The organism is Sorangium sp. So ce363 (genome assembly GCF_051520435.1).
Classification (GTDB): domain Bacteria; phylum Myxococcota_A; class Polyangia; order Polyangiales; family Polyangiaceae; genus Sorangium; species Sorangium cellulosum_B.
Genome location: NZ_CP150333.1, coordinates 3,273,820 through 3,289,761, shown reverse-complemented (window position 1 = coordinate 3,289,761; position 15,942 = coordinate 3,273,820). Strand labels below are relative to the sequence as shown.

The 15,942-nt window shown below is 70.2% G+C and carries 11 protein-coding genes; 5 read left to right on the top strand and 6 right to left on the bottom strand.

Annotation, left to right across the window (positions count from 1 at the left end; translation table 11 throughout):
• Window positions 1-4 precede the first annotated feature (4 nt).
• Window positions 5-3,643, top strand: coding sequence for a PHP domain-containing protein (locus tag WMF12_RS12735; RefSeq protein ID WP_437871239.1), 3,639 nt, complete (start codon window positions 5-7; stop codon window positions 3,641-3,643).
• A 162-nt stretch (window positions 3,644-3,805) separates the two neighbouring features.
• Here the strand turns inward: WMF12_RS12735 and WMF12_RS12730 are convergent, their stop codons facing one another.
• Window positions 3,806-5,536: an OmpA family protein gene (locus tag WMF12_RS12730; protein WP_437873851.1), complete on the bottom strand. Its 1,731-nt coding sequence runs from the start codon at window positions 5,534-5,536 to the stop codon at window positions 3,806-3,808.
• Window positions 5,537-5,852: 316 nt separating this feature from the next.
• On the opposite strand from WMF12_RS12730, the gene WMF12_RS12725 reads away from it, so the two are divergent.
• Window positions 5,853-6,668, top strand: a complete 816-nt coding sequence (locus WMF12_RS12725) for an SUMF1/EgtB/PvdO family nonheme iron enzyme (protein ID WP_437871236.1) — start codon at window positions 5,853-5,855, stop codon at window positions 6,666-6,668.
• A 170-nt stretch (window positions 6,669-6,838) separates the two neighbouring features.
• On the opposite strand, the gene WMF12_RS12720 is transcribed toward WMF12_RS12725, so the two are convergent.
• The 3 genes from WMF12_RS12720 to WMF12_RS12710 form a co-directional block, all read right to left on the bottom strand.
• Window positions 6,839-8,680: an IgGFc-binding protein gene (locus WMF12_RS12720; RefSeq protein WP_437871232.1), complete on the bottom strand. Its 1,842-nt coding sequence runs from the start codon at window positions 8,678-8,680 to the stop codon at window positions 6,839-6,841.
• A 301-nt stretch (window positions 8,681-8,981) separates the two neighbouring features.
• Window positions 8,982-10,010 (bottom strand): cytochrome d ubiquinol oxidase subunit II, encoded by a 1,029-nt coding sequence (locus WMF12_RS12715; RefSeq protein WP_437871228.1) that lies wholly within the window; start codon window positions 10,008-10,010, stop codon window positions 8,982-8,984.
• Window positions 10,000-11,355, bottom strand: a complete 1,356-nt coding sequence (locus tag WMF12_RS12710; RefSeq protein ID WP_437871223.1) for a cytochrome ubiquinol oxidase subunit I — start codon at window positions 11,353-11,355, stop codon at window positions 10,000-10,002. The genes WMF12_RS12715 and WMF12_RS12710 overlap by 11 nt, the downstream gene beginning before the upstream one ends.
• 146 nt (window positions 11,356-11,501) lie before the next feature.
• On the opposite strand from WMF12_RS12710, the gene WMF12_RS12705 reads away from it, so the two are divergent.
• The 3 genes from WMF12_RS12705 to WMF12_RS12695 all read left to right on the top strand — a co-directional run bounded on the left by WMF12_RS12705 (window position 11,502) and on the right by WMF12_RS12695 (window position 14,658).
• Window positions 11,502-12,812, top strand: a complete 1,311-nt coding sequence (locus WMF12_RS12705; protein ID WP_437871218.1) for a thymidine phosphorylase — start codon at window positions 11,502-11,504, stop codon at window positions 12,810-12,812.
• A gap of 69 nt (window positions 12,813-12,881) precedes the next feature.
• Window positions 12,882-13,904: a sensor histidine kinase gene (locus tag WMF12_RS12700; RefSeq protein WP_437871214.1), complete on the top strand. Its 1,023-nt coding sequence runs from the start codon at window positions 12,882-12,884 to the stop codon at window positions 13,902-13,904.
• 49 nt (window positions 13,905-13,953) lie between these two features.
• Window positions 13,954-14,658, top strand: a complete 705-nt coding sequence (locus WMF12_RS12695) for a response regulator transcription factor (RefSeq protein ID WP_437871204.1) — start codon at window positions 13,954-13,956, stop codon at window positions 14,656-14,658.
• An 83-nt stretch (window positions 14,659-14,741) separates the two neighbouring features.
• Here the strand turns inward: WMF12_RS12695 and WMF12_RS12690 are convergent, their stop codons facing one another.
• Window positions 14,742-15,182 carry a hypothetical protein gene (locus tag WMF12_RS12690; RefSeq protein ID WP_437299476.1) on the bottom strand — a complete coding sequence of 147 codons (441 nt, stop codon included), beginning with the start codon at window positions 15,180-15,182 and terminating at the stop codon, window positions 14,742-14,744.
• A gap of 129 nt (window positions 15,183-15,311) precedes the next feature.
• Window positions 15,312-15,779 (bottom strand): DUF3293 domain-containing protein, encoded by a 468-nt coding sequence (locus WMF12_RS12685; protein ID WP_012235064.1) that lies wholly within the window; start codon window positions 15,777-15,779, stop codon window positions 15,312-15,314.
• Window positions 15,780-15,942 lie beyond the last annotated feature (163 nt).

Sequence of the window (15,942 nt, the reverse complement as noted above, 5' to 3'; positions counted from 1 at the left end):
CTCTGTGCGGCGAACCCACCGCTGGCTCACCCGGGTAGCGCTCGTCCCGCTCGCCGCCGCCGCGCTCGCCGCCCCCGCGCTGCCGAGCTGCGGGGGCGATCGGCTGCTCCGCGCCAAGCGGATAGAGCAGCGCGCCGAGCTCGTCGGCGGCCCGGTGGCGATGGCGGACATAGGCGACTTCCTCCTCGAGAACGACCAGATCCGCGTGGCGATCCTGGGCGGGCGGGACTCGCCTGGGCCGGGGATCTTCGGCGGGGCCATCGTCGACGTCGACCGGCGGCGCGGCCGGATCGGCGAGGAGGGCGGACAGGGGCGGGACCGGTTCGCGGAGATGTTCTCGCTCGCCAACCTCATCGTGCCCGACCCGACGGCGACCGACGTCTCCGTGCTCGCGGACGGCTCCGACGGCGCAGAGGCCGGGATCCGCGTCGAGGGAGACGGCGAGTTCCTGTTCGAGGCGATAGGCCTGCTCCGGGCGCAGGAGGATCTGCTCGGCCTCTTCTTCCCCGGCGTCCGCTCCAGGATCCGCTTCCGGACAGACTACCTCCTTCACCCGGGCGATCGGTTCGTGACGGTGCGCACGGTCCTCCTGCTCGACGACAGGCCGCCGCCCGGCTGCGAGCCCCAGAGGAGCTGCGAGCCGTGCCCGAACGGGTATCGGCAGGATCCGGGCGGCTGCCTGACCTGCGCGTGCAGCGACGTCCTGCCGCTGGACAACGCCACGGCCCCGGTCTCGGTGTTCGGCGGCGTCCTCGGCGATCCGCCGGAGGCCGCGCAGGAGGCGTCGTCGCGCCGCGCCGGCATCGTCGCTGGAGATTTCGTGTTCTTCGGCAACCAGAACGACGTCTTCGCGTCCGGCGCGGGCTTCGACGAGGACACGGCGGTCCAGGACGCCTGGAACGCGGGGCGGAACTCCTTCCAGGCGCCGCTCACCTTCGATTTCGTGGCCGCGGCGGGCGGCGACGTCAGCTACGGCTACTTCACGAAGGCAGCGGAGGGCGCGGCGCCGCCTTTGGTCAACGTGCCCCTCTTCGCGAGCGCGGCGACGGCGTTCGTGTCCGCCAGCCGATCGTGCCTGTTCAACGAGGAGGACGACGCGGCGTGCGACGCCCACCGCGCGTTCAGCTACGAGCGCTACCTGGCCGTGGGCGACGGAGACGTCTCGAGCGTGACCGGCGTGATGCACCGGCTCCGCGGGACCGCGACCGGCGCGGTCAGCGGCCACGTGCTGTGGGAGGACACCCTCGAGGCCGCGCCGAACGCCCGGGTGTTCGTCTTCGCCGATCCCGATCCCGCGCGGCCCTTCGCCTCGCTGGACGAGCTCGTGGCGGCCAACCGGGAGGCGCGCGGCGACGTGGGCCTCATCGACGAGATCGACGCGGATCTCGGCCTCGACCCGTCCGAGGACGGCGATTTCCGCGGCGCCCTGCCGCCCGGCAGCTACCTGCTCGTGGCGAGGAACGCGGCGGGGACGGCGATGTCGGCGCCCATCCGGGTGAGCCTGCGGGCGGGACAGGAGGCCGTGGTGTCGCCGCGCCTCCCCGCGCCGGCGAGGGTGCGCTACCGCGTCGCGGACGAGGCGGGCCAGCGGGTGCCGGCCAAGCTCGCCTTCGCCTCGCTCGACGAGGCGGGGCGGAGGCTCCCGGGCGACGGCCGGCGCAGGGTCTACCTCGGCGACGGCCGGCTCGGGAACGGCAACCGCGCCGTCGAGATCACGGCCACCGGCGAGGGAGAGGTCGAGATCGAGCCGGGGCGATACCAGATCACGGTGTCGCGCGGCATCGAGTACGGCATCTACGTGGAGCGCGACGTCACGCTCGCGCCGGGCCGCACGTTGCAGCTCGACGCCACGCTCGTGCGCGAGGTCGACACGAGGGGGTGGATGTCGGCCGACATGCACCTCCACTCCGAGCCGAGCTTCGACAGCGGCATGGCGCTGCCGCGGCGGGTGGCCACGGTGGCGGCGGAGGGCGTGGAGCTCGCGGTGTCGACCGACCACGACGTCGAGACGGACTACCAGCCGACAGCGCGCGCGCTCGGGCTCGCGCCTCACCTCGCCACGGCGATCGGGGCGGAGATCACCACGCTGGAGCAGGGGCATTTCATCGGGTTCCCGCTCGAATACGACGAGCTCGACGTCCCGGGCCACGGGGCGCACGACTGGACGTGCGAGCCCGGCGGGGCGATCCTCGACGCCCTCCGGGCCTCCGGCGACGGCACCGTGGCGCCGCTGACGATCGTCGCGCACCCGCGCGACGGCTTCTTCGGCTACATCGACCAGCTCGGCGTCGACACCTACACGATGGGCCGGACGCCGACGTTCCTCGAGGAGAACAACCCCGTCTTCCGGACCGCGAGCTGCGCGTTCGACGCGATGGAGGTCATCAACGGCAAGCGGTTCGATCTGGTGCGCACGCCGAGCGTGGCCGAGGTCGTCGACTGGAACCGCTGCCTCGCGCGGCTGAACGCCGCCGGGAGCGCCGCCGAGATCGAGGCCGCGTGCCCCGAGGTGGCGGGCTGGCTGCGCGCGCCGTGCGCGGCGACGTCCGCGCCGGGCGGCGCCCCCGGCGCAGGCGCGGCTGCCGCCGCTTTGGCCGTTTCCGATTGCAAGCGTCGCGCCCGCACCGAGCTCGCGTGGGCGCTGATGAAGCGCATCCTCGCCCGGACGCCCGACGAGCAGGCGAACAACTGGGGCTTCTCCGGAACGACCTCCGACAGCCAGGAGCTCTGCGGGCCCGCGGCGCTCGGCGGCGATCCGGTCCCCGAGGACGCGCGCGACGCGCCGTGCACGTACCGCGCGGGCCAGGTGGACGATTATTTCCGCTACCTCGAGCGGGGCTTCGCCCCGGCGCAGATCGCCAGCAGCGACAGCCACGACGGGTCGAAGGAGCCGGGCTTCCCGCGGACCTATTTCCGGAGCGCGACCGACTCCCCGGCCGCCCTCGAGACGCCGGCCGCGGTCGAGAGCTTGCGGGGCGCGCACGCCTTCGCGACGTACGGCCCCTTCATCCGCGCGACGATCCGCGGCAAGACGTATGGTGAGGTGGCGGCGGCGAGCGCCGGAGAGTCGCTCGAGCTCCTGTTCGATGTCCAGACGGCGAGCTGGTTCGGCGTCGATCGGGTGGAGATCTACCTGAACGGCGGGATGGTCCGCTTGCTGGAGCCGGCCATGCCGCCGAGCGCGATCGTGGACGTGCGCGGCAAGGTCACCTTCACGGCGCCGGATCGCGACTCCTGGGTGGTGATCATCGCCATGGGGCTCGAGGACAGGAACCTCATGAGCCCTGTCTCCCTGGACGTCCCCTTCGGTGAGATCCAGCTGTCCCGGCTGGCCGGCGACGCGTTCGGCAGGATCCCCGCGCTCAGCGCCCTGTTCGCGCCCACGCCGACGGTGCCCGACTGGTCGCCGGTCCCGCCCTACGCGATCACCAACCCGATCACCATCGATGTCGACGGCAACGGCCGCTACGACGCCCCGCTGGCGAGGCCCGATTTCTGCTCTCGTCCCTGCGATCCCGGCGCCCTCGATCCGGAGCAGTGTCCCGCGGAGCAGGTTTGCCTGACGGAAGAGGCGGTCTGCGGCTTTCCGATCCCCGGCAAGTGCGACCATCGTCGCCCGGCGCCCACGCACCGCGACGACTGAACGCCGATCCCCGGGAGCGCGCTTGCGTGGGACGCGCCCGCGTGGCCGGGCCGAACCCGGCCGGCGCCCAGGAGATGACGTTTGCGTGCACATGCCGGGGCACGTGCACGCAAACGTCGCTTGATCTCGGGGGGAGGATCGGCCAGCCGCTCCAGCTGGAGCTTACCGGCCCTCGATCGTCTGCGACTTGATATGGAACTCGACGCGCCGGTTGCGCTGCCGGCCTTCGGGCGTGTCGTTGGACAGGAGCGGCCGGCGGGAGCCATAGCCGACGGAGGTGAGCCGCTCCGACTGAACGCCCTTGTTGATCAGGTAGACCCTGACCGCGATGGCGCGGTTGTGCGCGAGCCGGTCGTTGTAGTCGATGGTGCCCTGGTTGTCGGTGTGCCCCTCGATGCTGAGCAGCTTGATCTCGGGGTTCGCCTTGAGCAGGCGCACGACCTCGTCGAGGATCGGATAGCTCTGCGGGAGGATCCTGGAGCTGTCGAACTCGAACTCGACCTGCTTCATGATCTCGATCTCGGCGGAGCCCGTGATCCTGCGGATGTAGAAGGGGCAGCCGTTCTTCTCCGGGTCTTCGACGACGACCTGCCCCGGCTCCTTCGGGCATTTGTCCGTGGCGTCGGGGATGCCGTCCTGATCCGCGTCCTCCTCGGGGCAGCCGTCGCGATCGTCGATGCCGTCCTTGTCCTCGGGGTCGTCCGGGCACTTGTCGACGACGTCGGGGATGCCGTCGCCGTCGCGGTCGGGCATGTCCGGACATCCGTCGCTCGGCTTGGGCTGCTTGCCGTCCTCGGGGTCCTCCGGGCAGAGGTCGATGACGTCGGGGTAGCCGTCGCCGTCGGTGTCCTTCTCCGCGGTGATCACGTAATTGAAGCCGGGCGAGCGGGCGTCGGAGTCGGCGATGCCGAACGAGCCGCCGACGAGGGCGACCCCCCGGAAATCGGGCGCGTAGCCGCCGCTCATGCGGGTGCCGACGCCGGCGCCGACGTAGACCGCCTTGTCCTTGGTGAGGAACATCTTGCTGTTGAGCTGCCACTCGATGGGCGAGGCATCGAGCTCGCCCGCGGTCTCCTTGAGGAGGCCGAACGAGCCGAAGATCTCGGCCCCGAGGCGGAGCTTGCCGTCGAGGAGCGGGACGTAACCGCCGACGCCGTACGTGAGCTCGCTGCCCACGACGAGCTCGTTGAGCGCCACGCGCGGCCGGATGGCGACGCCGGTGTTCAGGGTGACGAAGAAATCCTTGAAGTCGTACTCGGCGCCGAGGCCGAACGAGCTGCTCACGCCCCGGTCGCCGGCGAACGAGTACGTGTTGCCGATGGGCACGAAGACCGCGCCGGTGAGGCCCAGCCGGAAGCGGCGCTCGTCGAGCTCCAGGGCGACGAAGCGCGCGTCGACCCGGAGGTCCATCGGGGTGGCGGTCTTCAGGTCGACGCTCTGGTTCAGGCCGAGCTCGCGGTGGTAGGTCTGGTTGCCGTCCTGGAACAGGACGATGGGGAACGCGACCTGGAGGGCGCCGCGGCCGAGGATCTCGACGCCCGCGTTCAGGTAGGTGATGAGCTGCGAGGTGACGGGCCCGTCGCCCTCGATCCGCTCCTCGATGGCGAGGTTGTCAACGTAGTTGTCGTCGCGGAGCGGGTGGACCGACATCCCCAGCCCGAGCTGCCCGAAGAAGCGCGTCCGTTCCCCCATGTGCGGGCGCCAGACGCCGATTCCGTCGTCGGGGGCGCCGGCCATCCTGAGGCGATCGAGGTAGAAGGTCCGGTCCTGCGCGCGGGCGGCGGAGGGCGCCAGCGCGGCGAGGGCCGGTGCGGCCAGGGCCGCTGCGGTCAGCGCGCAGCGAAGGCGCGACGGGCGTCGCGGCGCACGGCCCGGCAGGTTTCGTCGATCCATCACGGTGAGCTGTCCTCCAAGCAACGCTCGAAAAACGAGGTTGACGCGGGCGTTCCGCCGCATGCGGGCCGGCGTCCGGGCGGGAGACTACTCGGGCCGGGGGAGGATGTCTCCTGGGTCGAACCAGGAGGTGCGAGGACCGCCGCGGAAGCGGGCGGCTGTGTCCGGGGCGCGCGGGGTTGAGGCGGCGGGCTGGCGCGCGGTGCTACCGCGTCCTCGGCACGGTATGTAGCGTGGGCCGCGTGGCGACGGTGAAAAAGCGGCGAACGGGCTACGGCGCGGGTGCGCGGATGGCTCCCTGGCAATTGCGGCCGGGATGACCAGCTGCGGCCTGGTGCTCGGGCTTGACGACTTCAAGGACGCTCCGCGGGCGGGTGCTGGGGGAGGCGGAGCTGGCGGCGACAGCGCCTCGAGCTCGGGCGCCGGGGGTTGCGCGCACGACGAGCGCGACTGCGTCGGCGATACGCCCCGGCAGTGCGCAGATGGGGAGTGGGTTCACCAGCGGCCTTGCAGTGGAGAGACGCGAGTCTGTGCAAAGGGCCGCTGTGTACCGTGCACCGAGGGCGAGCGCGGGTGCGCAGGCGACAAGCCGCGGCGCTGCGAAGGAGGCGCATGGGTCGAGGAGGCGCCCTGCGCGAGGCCGTTCCCGGGGTGCCGCGACGGCGTGTGCGTCCCGACGAGCTGCCAGGGCGGCGACGCGCCTGGCACGGGACTGAGCTGCGGGCCCGACGGGGACGACGATTGCTGCGCCGCTGACGTCGTACCGGGAGGAACGTTCGACCGGAGCAATGATGAGAGCTACCCAGCCACCGTCAGCGACTTCAGGCTCGACAGATACGAGGTCACGGTAGGGCGATTTCGGGCGTTCGTGGCGGCGCTGAAGGGGACGCGCAGGCCCCCCCCGGCGCTACGAGCCGGGGAGCGCCCCGGCGTGACCGATAGCGGGTGGCGCTTCGACTGGACATCCTCGCTCTCTGCAAACACCGAGGAGCTCAACCCACAGCTCGAATGCGACTACTACCCGACATGGACCGCCGCGCCGGGCCCCAACGAACACCGGCCGATCCATTGCGTCACGTGGTATGAGGCCTTCGCATTCTGGAGGACAGTCGGGTCCATCGCCCCAGGTTAGCTTCCTGTTCTTTGGCGAACCTGCAGAATTGCCCATCGTGACCGAGCGGGATTGGCGTCCGGCACGGCAGTCGCCCTGGGACCGCCCTTCACTCCTCGATTTGGGCTCGGACACGGCGTTCACAGGGCAGAGATGCAGGACGCCGGCGGGGGAGTCCACTGCCGCGTTAGCTAGTTGGCAATGGGTGGAATCTCGACCTCGTTGATGGGCAGGAACCCAGCACCGGCAGGGTAAGCGTAAGAAACACGATAATTTTGCTGAATCGCGCCCCACCCCCATACCGTGACCCCGAAGGGAAGATCGCTCCGCATCTCGTGCCGGCCATTGGCACAAGCACCTATCGGTTCGAAGTTCCCCGTGGTAATATCGACGATGGTGTACTCGTAGTCTCCGTCTCCGATCGGTGTCCACCCAGTAAGCTTGCCTGCGCAGTCCAGCTCGACGTCGGCGAACTCGTTATTCACCCTAGAACGGGTACGGACGACGACGAGGCTCGTCTCGGGGTAGGTCGGATCTGTGAAGAACACATAGTAATCCAGGAATTGAGACGGCGGGACCACATTGACCCAATCCGGATCGCCGATGTTCGTGTATGCGCTACCGCCGGTCATGTACTGACCGACATAGAACGGATGATTCACGTCCTGGCTCTTGACGACAAAAGGCCCGCCACTGTCGAACTGATACACTTCACCGAGCTTGACGGTATCCGGCGCGCCCTCTGGTTTGGACGGCTCCCAGGTGAGCTTCGTATCGTCCACCATGCCTACGATCCGCCAGGGCGGCGACTCCTCGCGATCCGCGATGCGGTTCCGGTAGCGGACCGACACGTACTCGCTCCCGGTAGCCCGAACCGGCGCGATTTGCTGTTGACCTGAATCGCAGTCGGCGACACCGTTCGGCACGACCATGCAAGCATGGGCTCCGAAGAGGCCGATGGGCTTCGTCGACTCGATAGGGCTGCCAGTCAGCTCATCCGCCTGGGTAATCTGCAGGAATTCACCGGCGTTCAACCGGTAAGTCTTCGCCACACCTTGTTCGGCTCCCTCTACACCGGTGCTCTCCTGAATATTCACCTTCGGCAAGATGGTCACATCCGTCTCGTCCTGATGGGCAACGATGGCCAGCGAGGGAAACGCACCGCGGTAGGCGGCCGAGTCCGATGACGAGTAGCCGTTGATGGCAACGTAGTTGGTGTGCCAGGCGCTGGTCGGCAGGAGCAAGGTCGCGGAGGTGATGGCGGCCTGCCCTCCGCCGTAGGGCAGCATCTGATAGGCTACGACTGGATAGTCGGTCGTGATGTGAAACGCTGTTCCGCGACCGGTGCCATCGACACCAGTCTCCTCATCCAACGCGCCCGGTTCAGGGCAATCAACGACGCTCGATCCCGCAGAGAGCCTCGAGAGGAACAGGACAGCGACCTCTCCGACGCCGAGCCCAGCGACCGGATCGTAGGGCTTATACTGGATGTCTTCGATGGAACCTTGCCCCTCCGGAATGTAGGCGAAGTTCTCTACATCAAGCGGCTGCCCACCGCGCTCAACATTGATATGGACCGGCAGCTCCCACGTGTTAGCGACAATCGCGGAGAAACAGGCCCCCTGAGCGGTCGGCCGGAGGGCCGTCTTGAGCGCCCAATAGTCGCATCCGTACGAGCTCTTCGACCTCTCCGCCGCCTCGCACGGGTTGGGCACGCACTCCGCGTTGACGCAACCCTCGTCAGGCTTGCACTCCTCGATCGTCGCGCCATTGCAGCTGATGACCTTCTTCAGATCGTTGGAGCACGTGTACTCGCACCGCCCCCCCTCCCCGAAGGTCCCCGTGCTCCCCCCCTCCCCGCCCGCGCCGCCGGTGCCGCCGCCGCCGCCGCCGGTCCCGGTGGGGCCCGAGCCGGAGCCGGTGAGCCCTTGGCGGTACGAGTCCGTGCACGCGGCGAACGAGCCCGTCACACCGGCTGTCGCTGCAAGTAACCCCACAATCGCGTGTCGACGGTATCTAGCCATGTTCGCCATCTCCACAGGGCTCCTTCCCCCACAAGCATCCTGAAAACTTCGCGCCTGCGAGCGTAACACGGTTCGTCCGCCGTGGGGAGGCCCGCGAAAGCGTTCGCATTTTTTCGGGGGTGCCGCGAGAGCGGGTTGCAGGTCCCAGGAATGCAATGCGCGACCGGCATCGCGCCATCGCCCCCTAGCGCCCGGACGGACACAGAGCCACTGTTCAGCCAGCCGTCCTCACGCCTCTCCTGCGGGTAGGTCGAGGTGGTGCATCAAATTTGGCCACCGCGACTTCCACATACGTCGGCCCCACTCCCGCTCAATGGTCGTCGTCGCCGTCCGACGCAGCCCCCGCCCGGCCGCTGCCGAAGACACGGAAGAGCACGTACAGCGATGGGAACAGCAGCACGGATCCGACGCCGAGCACCCAGACAAGCAATCGCAACGTCCTCGGGTTCGCCGCCGCCCCCTCGAGCGTCACGTCGGGCACCACCAGGAACGGGTACTGCGAGGCCGCCCAGCCGAGCAGGATCAGCGTGACCTGCGCCGCCGCCGCGAAGCGCGCCAGACGGAAACGGCGGGTCCACAACGCGAAGAACGCCGCGGTGGCCGCGAGGCCCGTCGTGACGTGGAGCGGCCACGTGATCGGATGATCCGTCAGCCCCTCTCGAATGAGCGGGGCGCCCCGGAACGACGCCGCGAACGACGCCAGCGCGAGCGCCGCCACCACGCAGCCCGAGGCGAGCGCGCGCCGCCGGAAATCGTCGACGAGCGCAGGCTCCTTCGCCTCGTTCGTCAGGTACACCGCCGCGAGAAACGCGAACAGCGCCAGCGCGAACAGCCCCACCACGAACGGAAACAGCGAGAGCCACGGCGCGAAGAAGCCGCTCGTCACCACCCCCGACGCCACCCGGATCCGCCCGGACGCCACCGCGCCGACGATCATGCCGAGCAGCACCGGCGCGATGACGCTCGCGAGCGAGAAGACGAACCCCCAGCGCTTCTGCCGCCGATCCCCCCGGGAGTCATAGCTGCGGAAGCTGAACGCCGAGCCGCGAAACACGACGCCCACGAGGAACAGCGTGAGGGGGACGTGCAGCGCGATCGAGATCGCGGCGAACGCGGGAGGAAACGCGGTGAAGAGCAGCACCACGACCAGGATGAGCCACACGTGGTTGGCCTCCCAGATCGGGCCGATGACCCGCTCGATGAGGGCGCGCTGCTCCCGCTTCCGCGGGCCGGAGGCGAGCAGATCCCACACGCCGCCGCCGAAATCGGCGCCCCCGAGCAGCGCATACAGCACGAGCGCCGTCATCATCACCCCGCCGATGAACCACTCAGTGCGCATCGGGCTCGCCTCCCCCGGACGCACGCGGCGCGCCGCCGCCGCCCGTCACCCCGAGCGGCGCCGCGCGGAGCTGGCGCACGAGCAGGTAGACCACCACCACGCCGAGAAAGACATAGAGCGCCGTGAACGTCCAGAAAGGCGCCGCGAGGTGCGGGAACGGGGTCACCGCGTCGCGCGTGCGCATCGCGCCCCGCACGATCCACGGCTGGCGACCGAGCTCCGTCACCAGCCAGCCCGCCTCCATCGCCACGATGCCGAGCGGGCTCGCCAGGATCGCCGCCCAGAGGAACGGGCGCTGATCCGGGATCCCCCTGCGGCGCCACGCGAGCACCGCCCCGACCACCGCGAGCAGCGCCATCGCGGAGCCCGCGCCCACCATCACCTGAAACGAGAGGTGCGTCGCCGTGACCGGCGGCCACTCGTCCCGCGGGACCGCATCCAGCCCGGGCACCACCGCGTCAGGATCCGCGTGCAGGAACACCGAGAGCCCCGCCGGGATCTCGATCGCGTAGTCGACCTCGCCCCGCTCCACGTCGGGCAGGCCGCCGACGAGGAGCGGCGCGCGGGCCGAGGTCTCGAAGTGCGCCTCCATCGCCGCGAGCTTGGCGGGCTGCCCCGTCCCGACCTCCACCGCCGCGTAGTGACCGACGAGCGGCTGCGCCAGCGCCGTCACCCCGGCGATCGCGAACGTCACCGCGAACGCCTTGCGGAACAGCGGGCTCGACGGATGCCGCAGGAGCACCAGCGCGTGGATCCCCGTCATCACGAACGCCGTCGCCTGATAACACGCGAGGATGCCGTGCAGCGTCTCGTGCTTCCACGGCGGGCTGAACATCGCCGCGACCGGGTCGATGTCCGCGGGGCGCCCGTCGACCATCGTGAACCCGGCAGGGTCGTTCATGCACGCGTTCACCAGGATCACGAAGAACGCCGAGAGCGCGCCGCTCAGCGCGACCAGCGCGCCCGAGAGCAGGTGCAGCCTCGGCGAGAGCTTGCCGCGCCCGTAGAGATAGATGCCGAGGAAGATCGCCTCCGTGAAGAACGCGAACCCCTCGAGCGAGAACGGGAGCCCTATCACCTCTCCGAACGTCCCCATGAAGCTCGGCCACAGGAGCCCGAGCTCGAACGAGAGCACCGTCCCCGACACGGCGCCCACCGCGAACAGGATCGCTGTCCCCTTCGCCATGCGCTTCGAGAACTCGAGGTAGTCTCGATCGCCCGTCCGGTGCCAGAGCGCGTCCGCGATGACCATGATCAGCGGCAGCGCCACCCCGGCGGCGGCGAAGATCATGTGAAATGCCAGCGACAGGCCCATCTGGGCCCGGGCATAGAGGAGGCTGTTCATGAGGCCCAGGTCGGCTCCCTTCTCCCGCGCGACCGCGACCGACGCCGTGTCCGCTCTCCTGCGGGGACGGTCCGCGCGCTCCCGCCGACCATAGGGGGGCCCGCGCCAGGGACAAATAGGGGCGAACCCGGGTAAGCTCGACGCCGATGCAGACCCTTGTCGAGCTCGTCGCGAAGAAGCGCGACGGCGGGCGGCTGTCCGAGGACGAGATCGCGCGGATCGTCCGCGCCCACAGCGACGGCGAGCTCGCCGATTACCAGATGGCCGCGCTGCTCATGGCGATCTTCTTCCGCGGCATGGACGACGCCGAGACGGTCGCGCTCACGCGCGCGATGCTCCACTCGGGCGACGTCCTCGATCTGTCCGGCGTGCCCGGACGGAAGGTCGACAAGCACTCGACCGGCGGCGTCGGCGACAAGGTCTCGATCTGCCTCGCCCCCCTCGTCGCTGCCTGCGGCGTCCCCGTCCCGATGGTGTCCGGCCGCGGCCTCGGCCACACCGGAGGCACCCTCGACAAGCTCGAGGCGATCCCGGGGTTCGACGTCGCGCTCGACGTCGACGCGTTCGCGCGCATCGTCCGCGAGGTGGGGACGTGCATGATCGGGCAGACCGAGCGGATCGCGCCCGCGGACAAGCGCATCTACGCGCTGCGCGACGTGACCGCCACGGTCGAGTCGATCCCGCTCATCGTCGCCAGCATCCTCTCGAAGAAGCTCGCGGAGGGCATCGACGCGCTCGTGCTCGACGTCAAGGTCGGGCGCGGCGCGTTCATGAAGACCCTCGGCGACGCCCGCGCCCTCGCGACCGCGCTCGTGCGCGTCGGGACCGCGGCCGGCAAGCGCGTCTCCGCGCTGCTCACCGACATGAGCGCCCCGCTCGGGCGCGCCGTCGGCAATGCCATCGAGACCCGCGAGGCGATCGAGGTGCTGCACGGCCGCGGGCCGGGCGACCTCGTCGCGTGCACGCTCGCCCTCGGCGAGGAGATGCTGATCGCCGGCGGCGCGGCGGCGAGCGCAGCCGAGGCGCGGCCGAAGCTCGAGGCCGCCATCGCGAGCGGCGCGGCGGCCGAGGTCCTCGCGCGGATGATCGCCGCGCAGAAGGGCGATCCGGCCGTGGTGCAGGACGCCGGCCGGCTGCCCAGCGCCCCCGTCGTGGTCGAGGTCGCCGCGCAGGACGAGGGGTACGTCGCCGCCGTCGATCCGCTGGAGATCGGCCTGTCGGCGGTCGCGCTCGGCGCCGGGCGGACGCGCGCGGACCAGCGCGTGGACCCCGCCGTGGGGATCGAGCTCGCCGCGGTGCGCGGCGATCGCGTGGACCGCGGCGCGCCCCTCGCCCGCATCCACGCGCGCCGGGCGGACGACGCGCGGGCCGCGGCCGATCGCGTCCGCGCCGCCTTCCGGCTCGGCCCGGCGCCCGCCGAGGCGCCCGCGCTCGTGCTGGAGCGGATCGAGGCATAGCCGCGCGCGGGCGCTCGCGGGCGCTCGCGGGCGCTCGCCGGCGGCGCGGGGCCCCACTAAGCTGCCGGCATGCGGACCCCGAGGCGCGACCTCACCACGCTCGGCTACCGGCGGATCATCCAGCTCCTCGTTTACCTGGTCATCATCCCCGGCGTGCTCCTGTCGGGCGTCGGCTTCCTCCTGCTCGTCCTCGGCGAGGCCCAGTACAACCTCATCATGGGGATCATCGTCCTCACGTTCTGCGGGACGCTCGCGACCGGGGTCATCCTCGTGTGGGTCTTCCTCCGGCGCGAGCGCAACCTGTCCGAGCTCCAGGCCGATTTCGTGTCCAAGGTCTCGCACGAGCTGCGCACCCCGCTCACGTCGATCCGGATGTTCACCGAGACCCTCACGCTCCGGCGCGGCGACGCGATCAGCGAGGATCGCTGCATCGAGGCGCTCACCAAGGAGAGCGCCCGCCTCCAGCAGCTCATCGATCGGCTGCTCGACTGGGGGCGGATGGAGAGCGGCCGGCGCGTCTACGAGCTCTCGGAGCACCACCTCGGGGAGATCGCCGACGAGGCGATCCACGCCTTCGAGCCGACCCGCGAGAAGCGCAGCGTCGACCTCGACGTCTCCATCGACGCGAACCTCCCGCCCGTGCTCTGCGATCGCAGCGCGCTCGTCGACGCGATCGTGAACCTCCTGTCGAACGCCTATAAGTACGGCGGCCAGCCGAGGAAGATCAGCGTCTCCGCCCACGTCCTCAAGCGGTCGGCGCTGCTCACGGTCCGCGACAACGGCAAGGGCATCGCCCGCGCGGAGCACAAGCGGATCTTCGAGAAGTTCTACCGGGTCGACGATCTCCTGGCCCGGCAGCAGGAGGGCTCCGGGCTCGGGCTGTCGATCGTCAAGCATGTCATCCGGGCGCACGGCGGCAAGATCCTCGTCGACAGCGAGCCCGGGAAGGGCAGCACGTTCACCCTCGTGCTCCCGCTCCGGAGCATGCCCAAGGCGAGCGCCGAGCGACGCCCGCGGGTTGCGGCGCCCGCGGTCGCCGCGGCGCACAACGACGCGTCGGATCACGGCGCCGACGCGAGCGCGCCGCCGTAGCGCGGCCGCCGCCGGTCAGGACATGAACATGCTAGAGGACCTCCTCAGCATGACCCGAACCCCTCAGACACCCGCGCGGACCGTCCTGCTCGTGGAGGACGACCCCAGCATCGCGATGGGTCTCGAGATGAACCTGACCGCCGAGGGCTACCGCGTCCTCGTGGCCGAGGACGGGGAGCGCGGGCTCGCGCTGGCCCGCGGCGGCGGGATCGATCTCATCATCATCGACGTCATGCTCCCCCGGCTGAACGGCTTCGAGCTGCTCCGCATCCTCCGGAACGAGCGGCGCACCCTGCCGGTGATCATGCTGTCCGCGCGCGGCGCCGAGATGGACAAGGTGATGGGCCTCGAGCTCGGCGCCGAGGACTACATCACGAAGCCGTTCAGCCTGGCCGAGCTGCTCGCGCGCGTGAAGGCCGTGCTCCGGCGCGACGCGATCGCGCGCGCCGACGGGGCGCAGCTGCGCGCCGGCGACATCGTGATCAACGCGGCGACGCGCGAGGTCCGCCGCGGCGACGCGCTGATCGAGCTCACGGCGACCGAGTTCGACGTGCTGCTCTGCCTCGCCGAGGCGGGCGGCAGGGTCCTGTCGAGGGAGCAGATCCAGGCCAAGGTCTGGGGCCCGACGCACCACGGGACCCCGCGGACCATCGACAATTTCATCCTCCAGCTCCGCAACAAGCTGGAAGAGAACGCGACGACGCCGCGCCACCTGCTGACGGTGCGCGGCGTCGGCTATCGCTTCGTCCCCTGATCACAGCCGCGAGGGCCGCGCTGCGGGCGGGACGGCCCCAGCCCGCGGCGATCGGAGCGCGAGCGCTTCGGGGGCGCGCCCCGTCAGGGCGCCTGACAGAACTTGTTGATGTTGTCGACGAGGGGATCTTCCTGCTTGATCGCCTTCTCGATCGACGCCTGGGCGGCGTTGCTCTTCTCCGCGTCGTTGGCGTCCGCCGCCGTCGCGAGATCGCGCGCCGCCTTGGCCACGTCCTTCGCCATGGCCTGGTACTCGCCCGAGAACTTCTGCAGCTCCGGGGTGGTCAGCTTCACCTGCGCCGCGTCGGCCGCCACCTTGTCCATCGCGTCGGCCATCGCCTTCAGCTCGCTCGACCCGCCCTGGTCGGTGCCGGCCTTGGTGCCTTTCTCGATGCTCTGAACGCCCTTGTTGATGACCTCGATGAGCGCGTTGCACTCCGAGACCTTGTTCTGGCCGCAGCCGCCAGCGCCGGCGACGAGCCCGAGCGCAGCGACGAGCGCTGCGAGGGTGACCTGGGTGCGCATTCTGCTGTGTCTCCTCATGTGGTGAGCGAGGCCGGTCCGCCCATCCCTAAACGCCAAGGCATGAACCCACATTTTGCGGGTACGTTTCAACATGGAATCGGCGATCCGCGTCCACGGCCGCCGCGTGGGTCAGGACCGCACCCGCCAGTTCCCCTGGAAAGTTCGGCCGATGTCGTCGGCTGTCGGATCGGTGATGATGAGCTCCGGCCGGCCGCCTTGCGCGAACACGATCGTGTTCTGCCGGAAGACGCGGCCGAAGGCGATCGCCTCGTCCCGGTCCATGCCGTGGACGAGCCACGCCGGCTCGCGCCAGATGCCCTCCGGCTCCGCCTCGGAGCCGACGCACGGCTCCACCCGGTAACAGCCGAGGATCAGGAGATCGCGGAGGACGTGGTGGCGCTGATCGTTGACCCGGCGCGGGATGAGCATCGAGCGCGGGTTGTAGGCGGTGAGCACCGCGAACTTGCGGGTCAGGAGCTCGGGGAGCCCGGCCTGATCCTGGACGATCTCGCCGTCCAGCGAGACGCGCAGCGTCCCCGCCGGGGTGGGGAACTCGTAGATGGTCGAGAAATACGACCGGAGGAGCGTCTGATCCATCGTGCAGCGGTGGGTGTGAGGGGGCCGCGGCGCTCGGCGCACCGGGTGCGTCGCCTCGCAAAGGGGCCCATGGCGTGAGCGCCCGGGCCGCCGGGCGCGACGGCGCAGGGTTACCAGAGACGCGCGGCTCTGGCTACTCGCCGGCGCCGCTCGTCGCCAGACC

Coding starts and splice junctions, on each gene's coding strand:
- WMF12_RS12730 (WP_437873851.1), bottom strand. CDS start 5,536: ATGGATCGACGAAACCTGCCGGGCCGTGCGCCGCGACGCCCGTCGCGC.
- WMF12_RS12725 (WP_437871236.1), top strand. CDS start 5,853: ATGACCAGCTGCGGCCTGGTGCTCGGGCTTGACGACTTCAAGGACGCT.
- WMF12_RS12720 (WP_437871232.1), bottom strand. CDS start 8,680: ATGGCGAACATGGCTAGATACCGTCGACACGCGATTGTGGGGTTACTT.
- WMF12_RS12715 (WP_437871228.1), bottom strand. CDS start 10,010: ATGCGCACTGAGTGGTTCATCGGCGGGGTGATGATGACGGCGCTCGTG.
- WMF12_RS12710 (WP_437871223.1), bottom strand. CDS start 11,355: ATGAACAGCCTCCTCTATGCCCGGGCCCAGATGGGCCTGTCGCTGGCA.
- WMF12_RS12705 (WP_437871218.1), top strand. CDS start 11,502: ATGCAGACCCTTGTCGAGCTCGTCGCGAAGAAGCGCGACGGCGGGCGG.
- WMF12_RS12700 (WP_437871214.1), top strand. CDS start 12,882: ATGCGGACCCCGAGGCGCGACCTCACCACGCTCGGCTACCGGCGGATC.
- WMF12_RS12695 (WP_437871204.1), top strand. CDS start 13,954: ATGACCCGAACCCCTCAGACACCCGCGCGGACCGTCCTGCTCGTGGAG.
- WMF12_RS12690 (WP_437299476.1), bottom strand. CDS start 15,182: ATGCGCACCCAGGTCACCCTCGCAGCGCTCGTCGCTGCGCTCGGGCTC.
- WMF12_RS12685 (WP_012235064.1), bottom strand. CDS start 15,779: ATGGATCAGACGCTCCTCCGGTCGTATTTCTCGACCATCTACGAGTTC.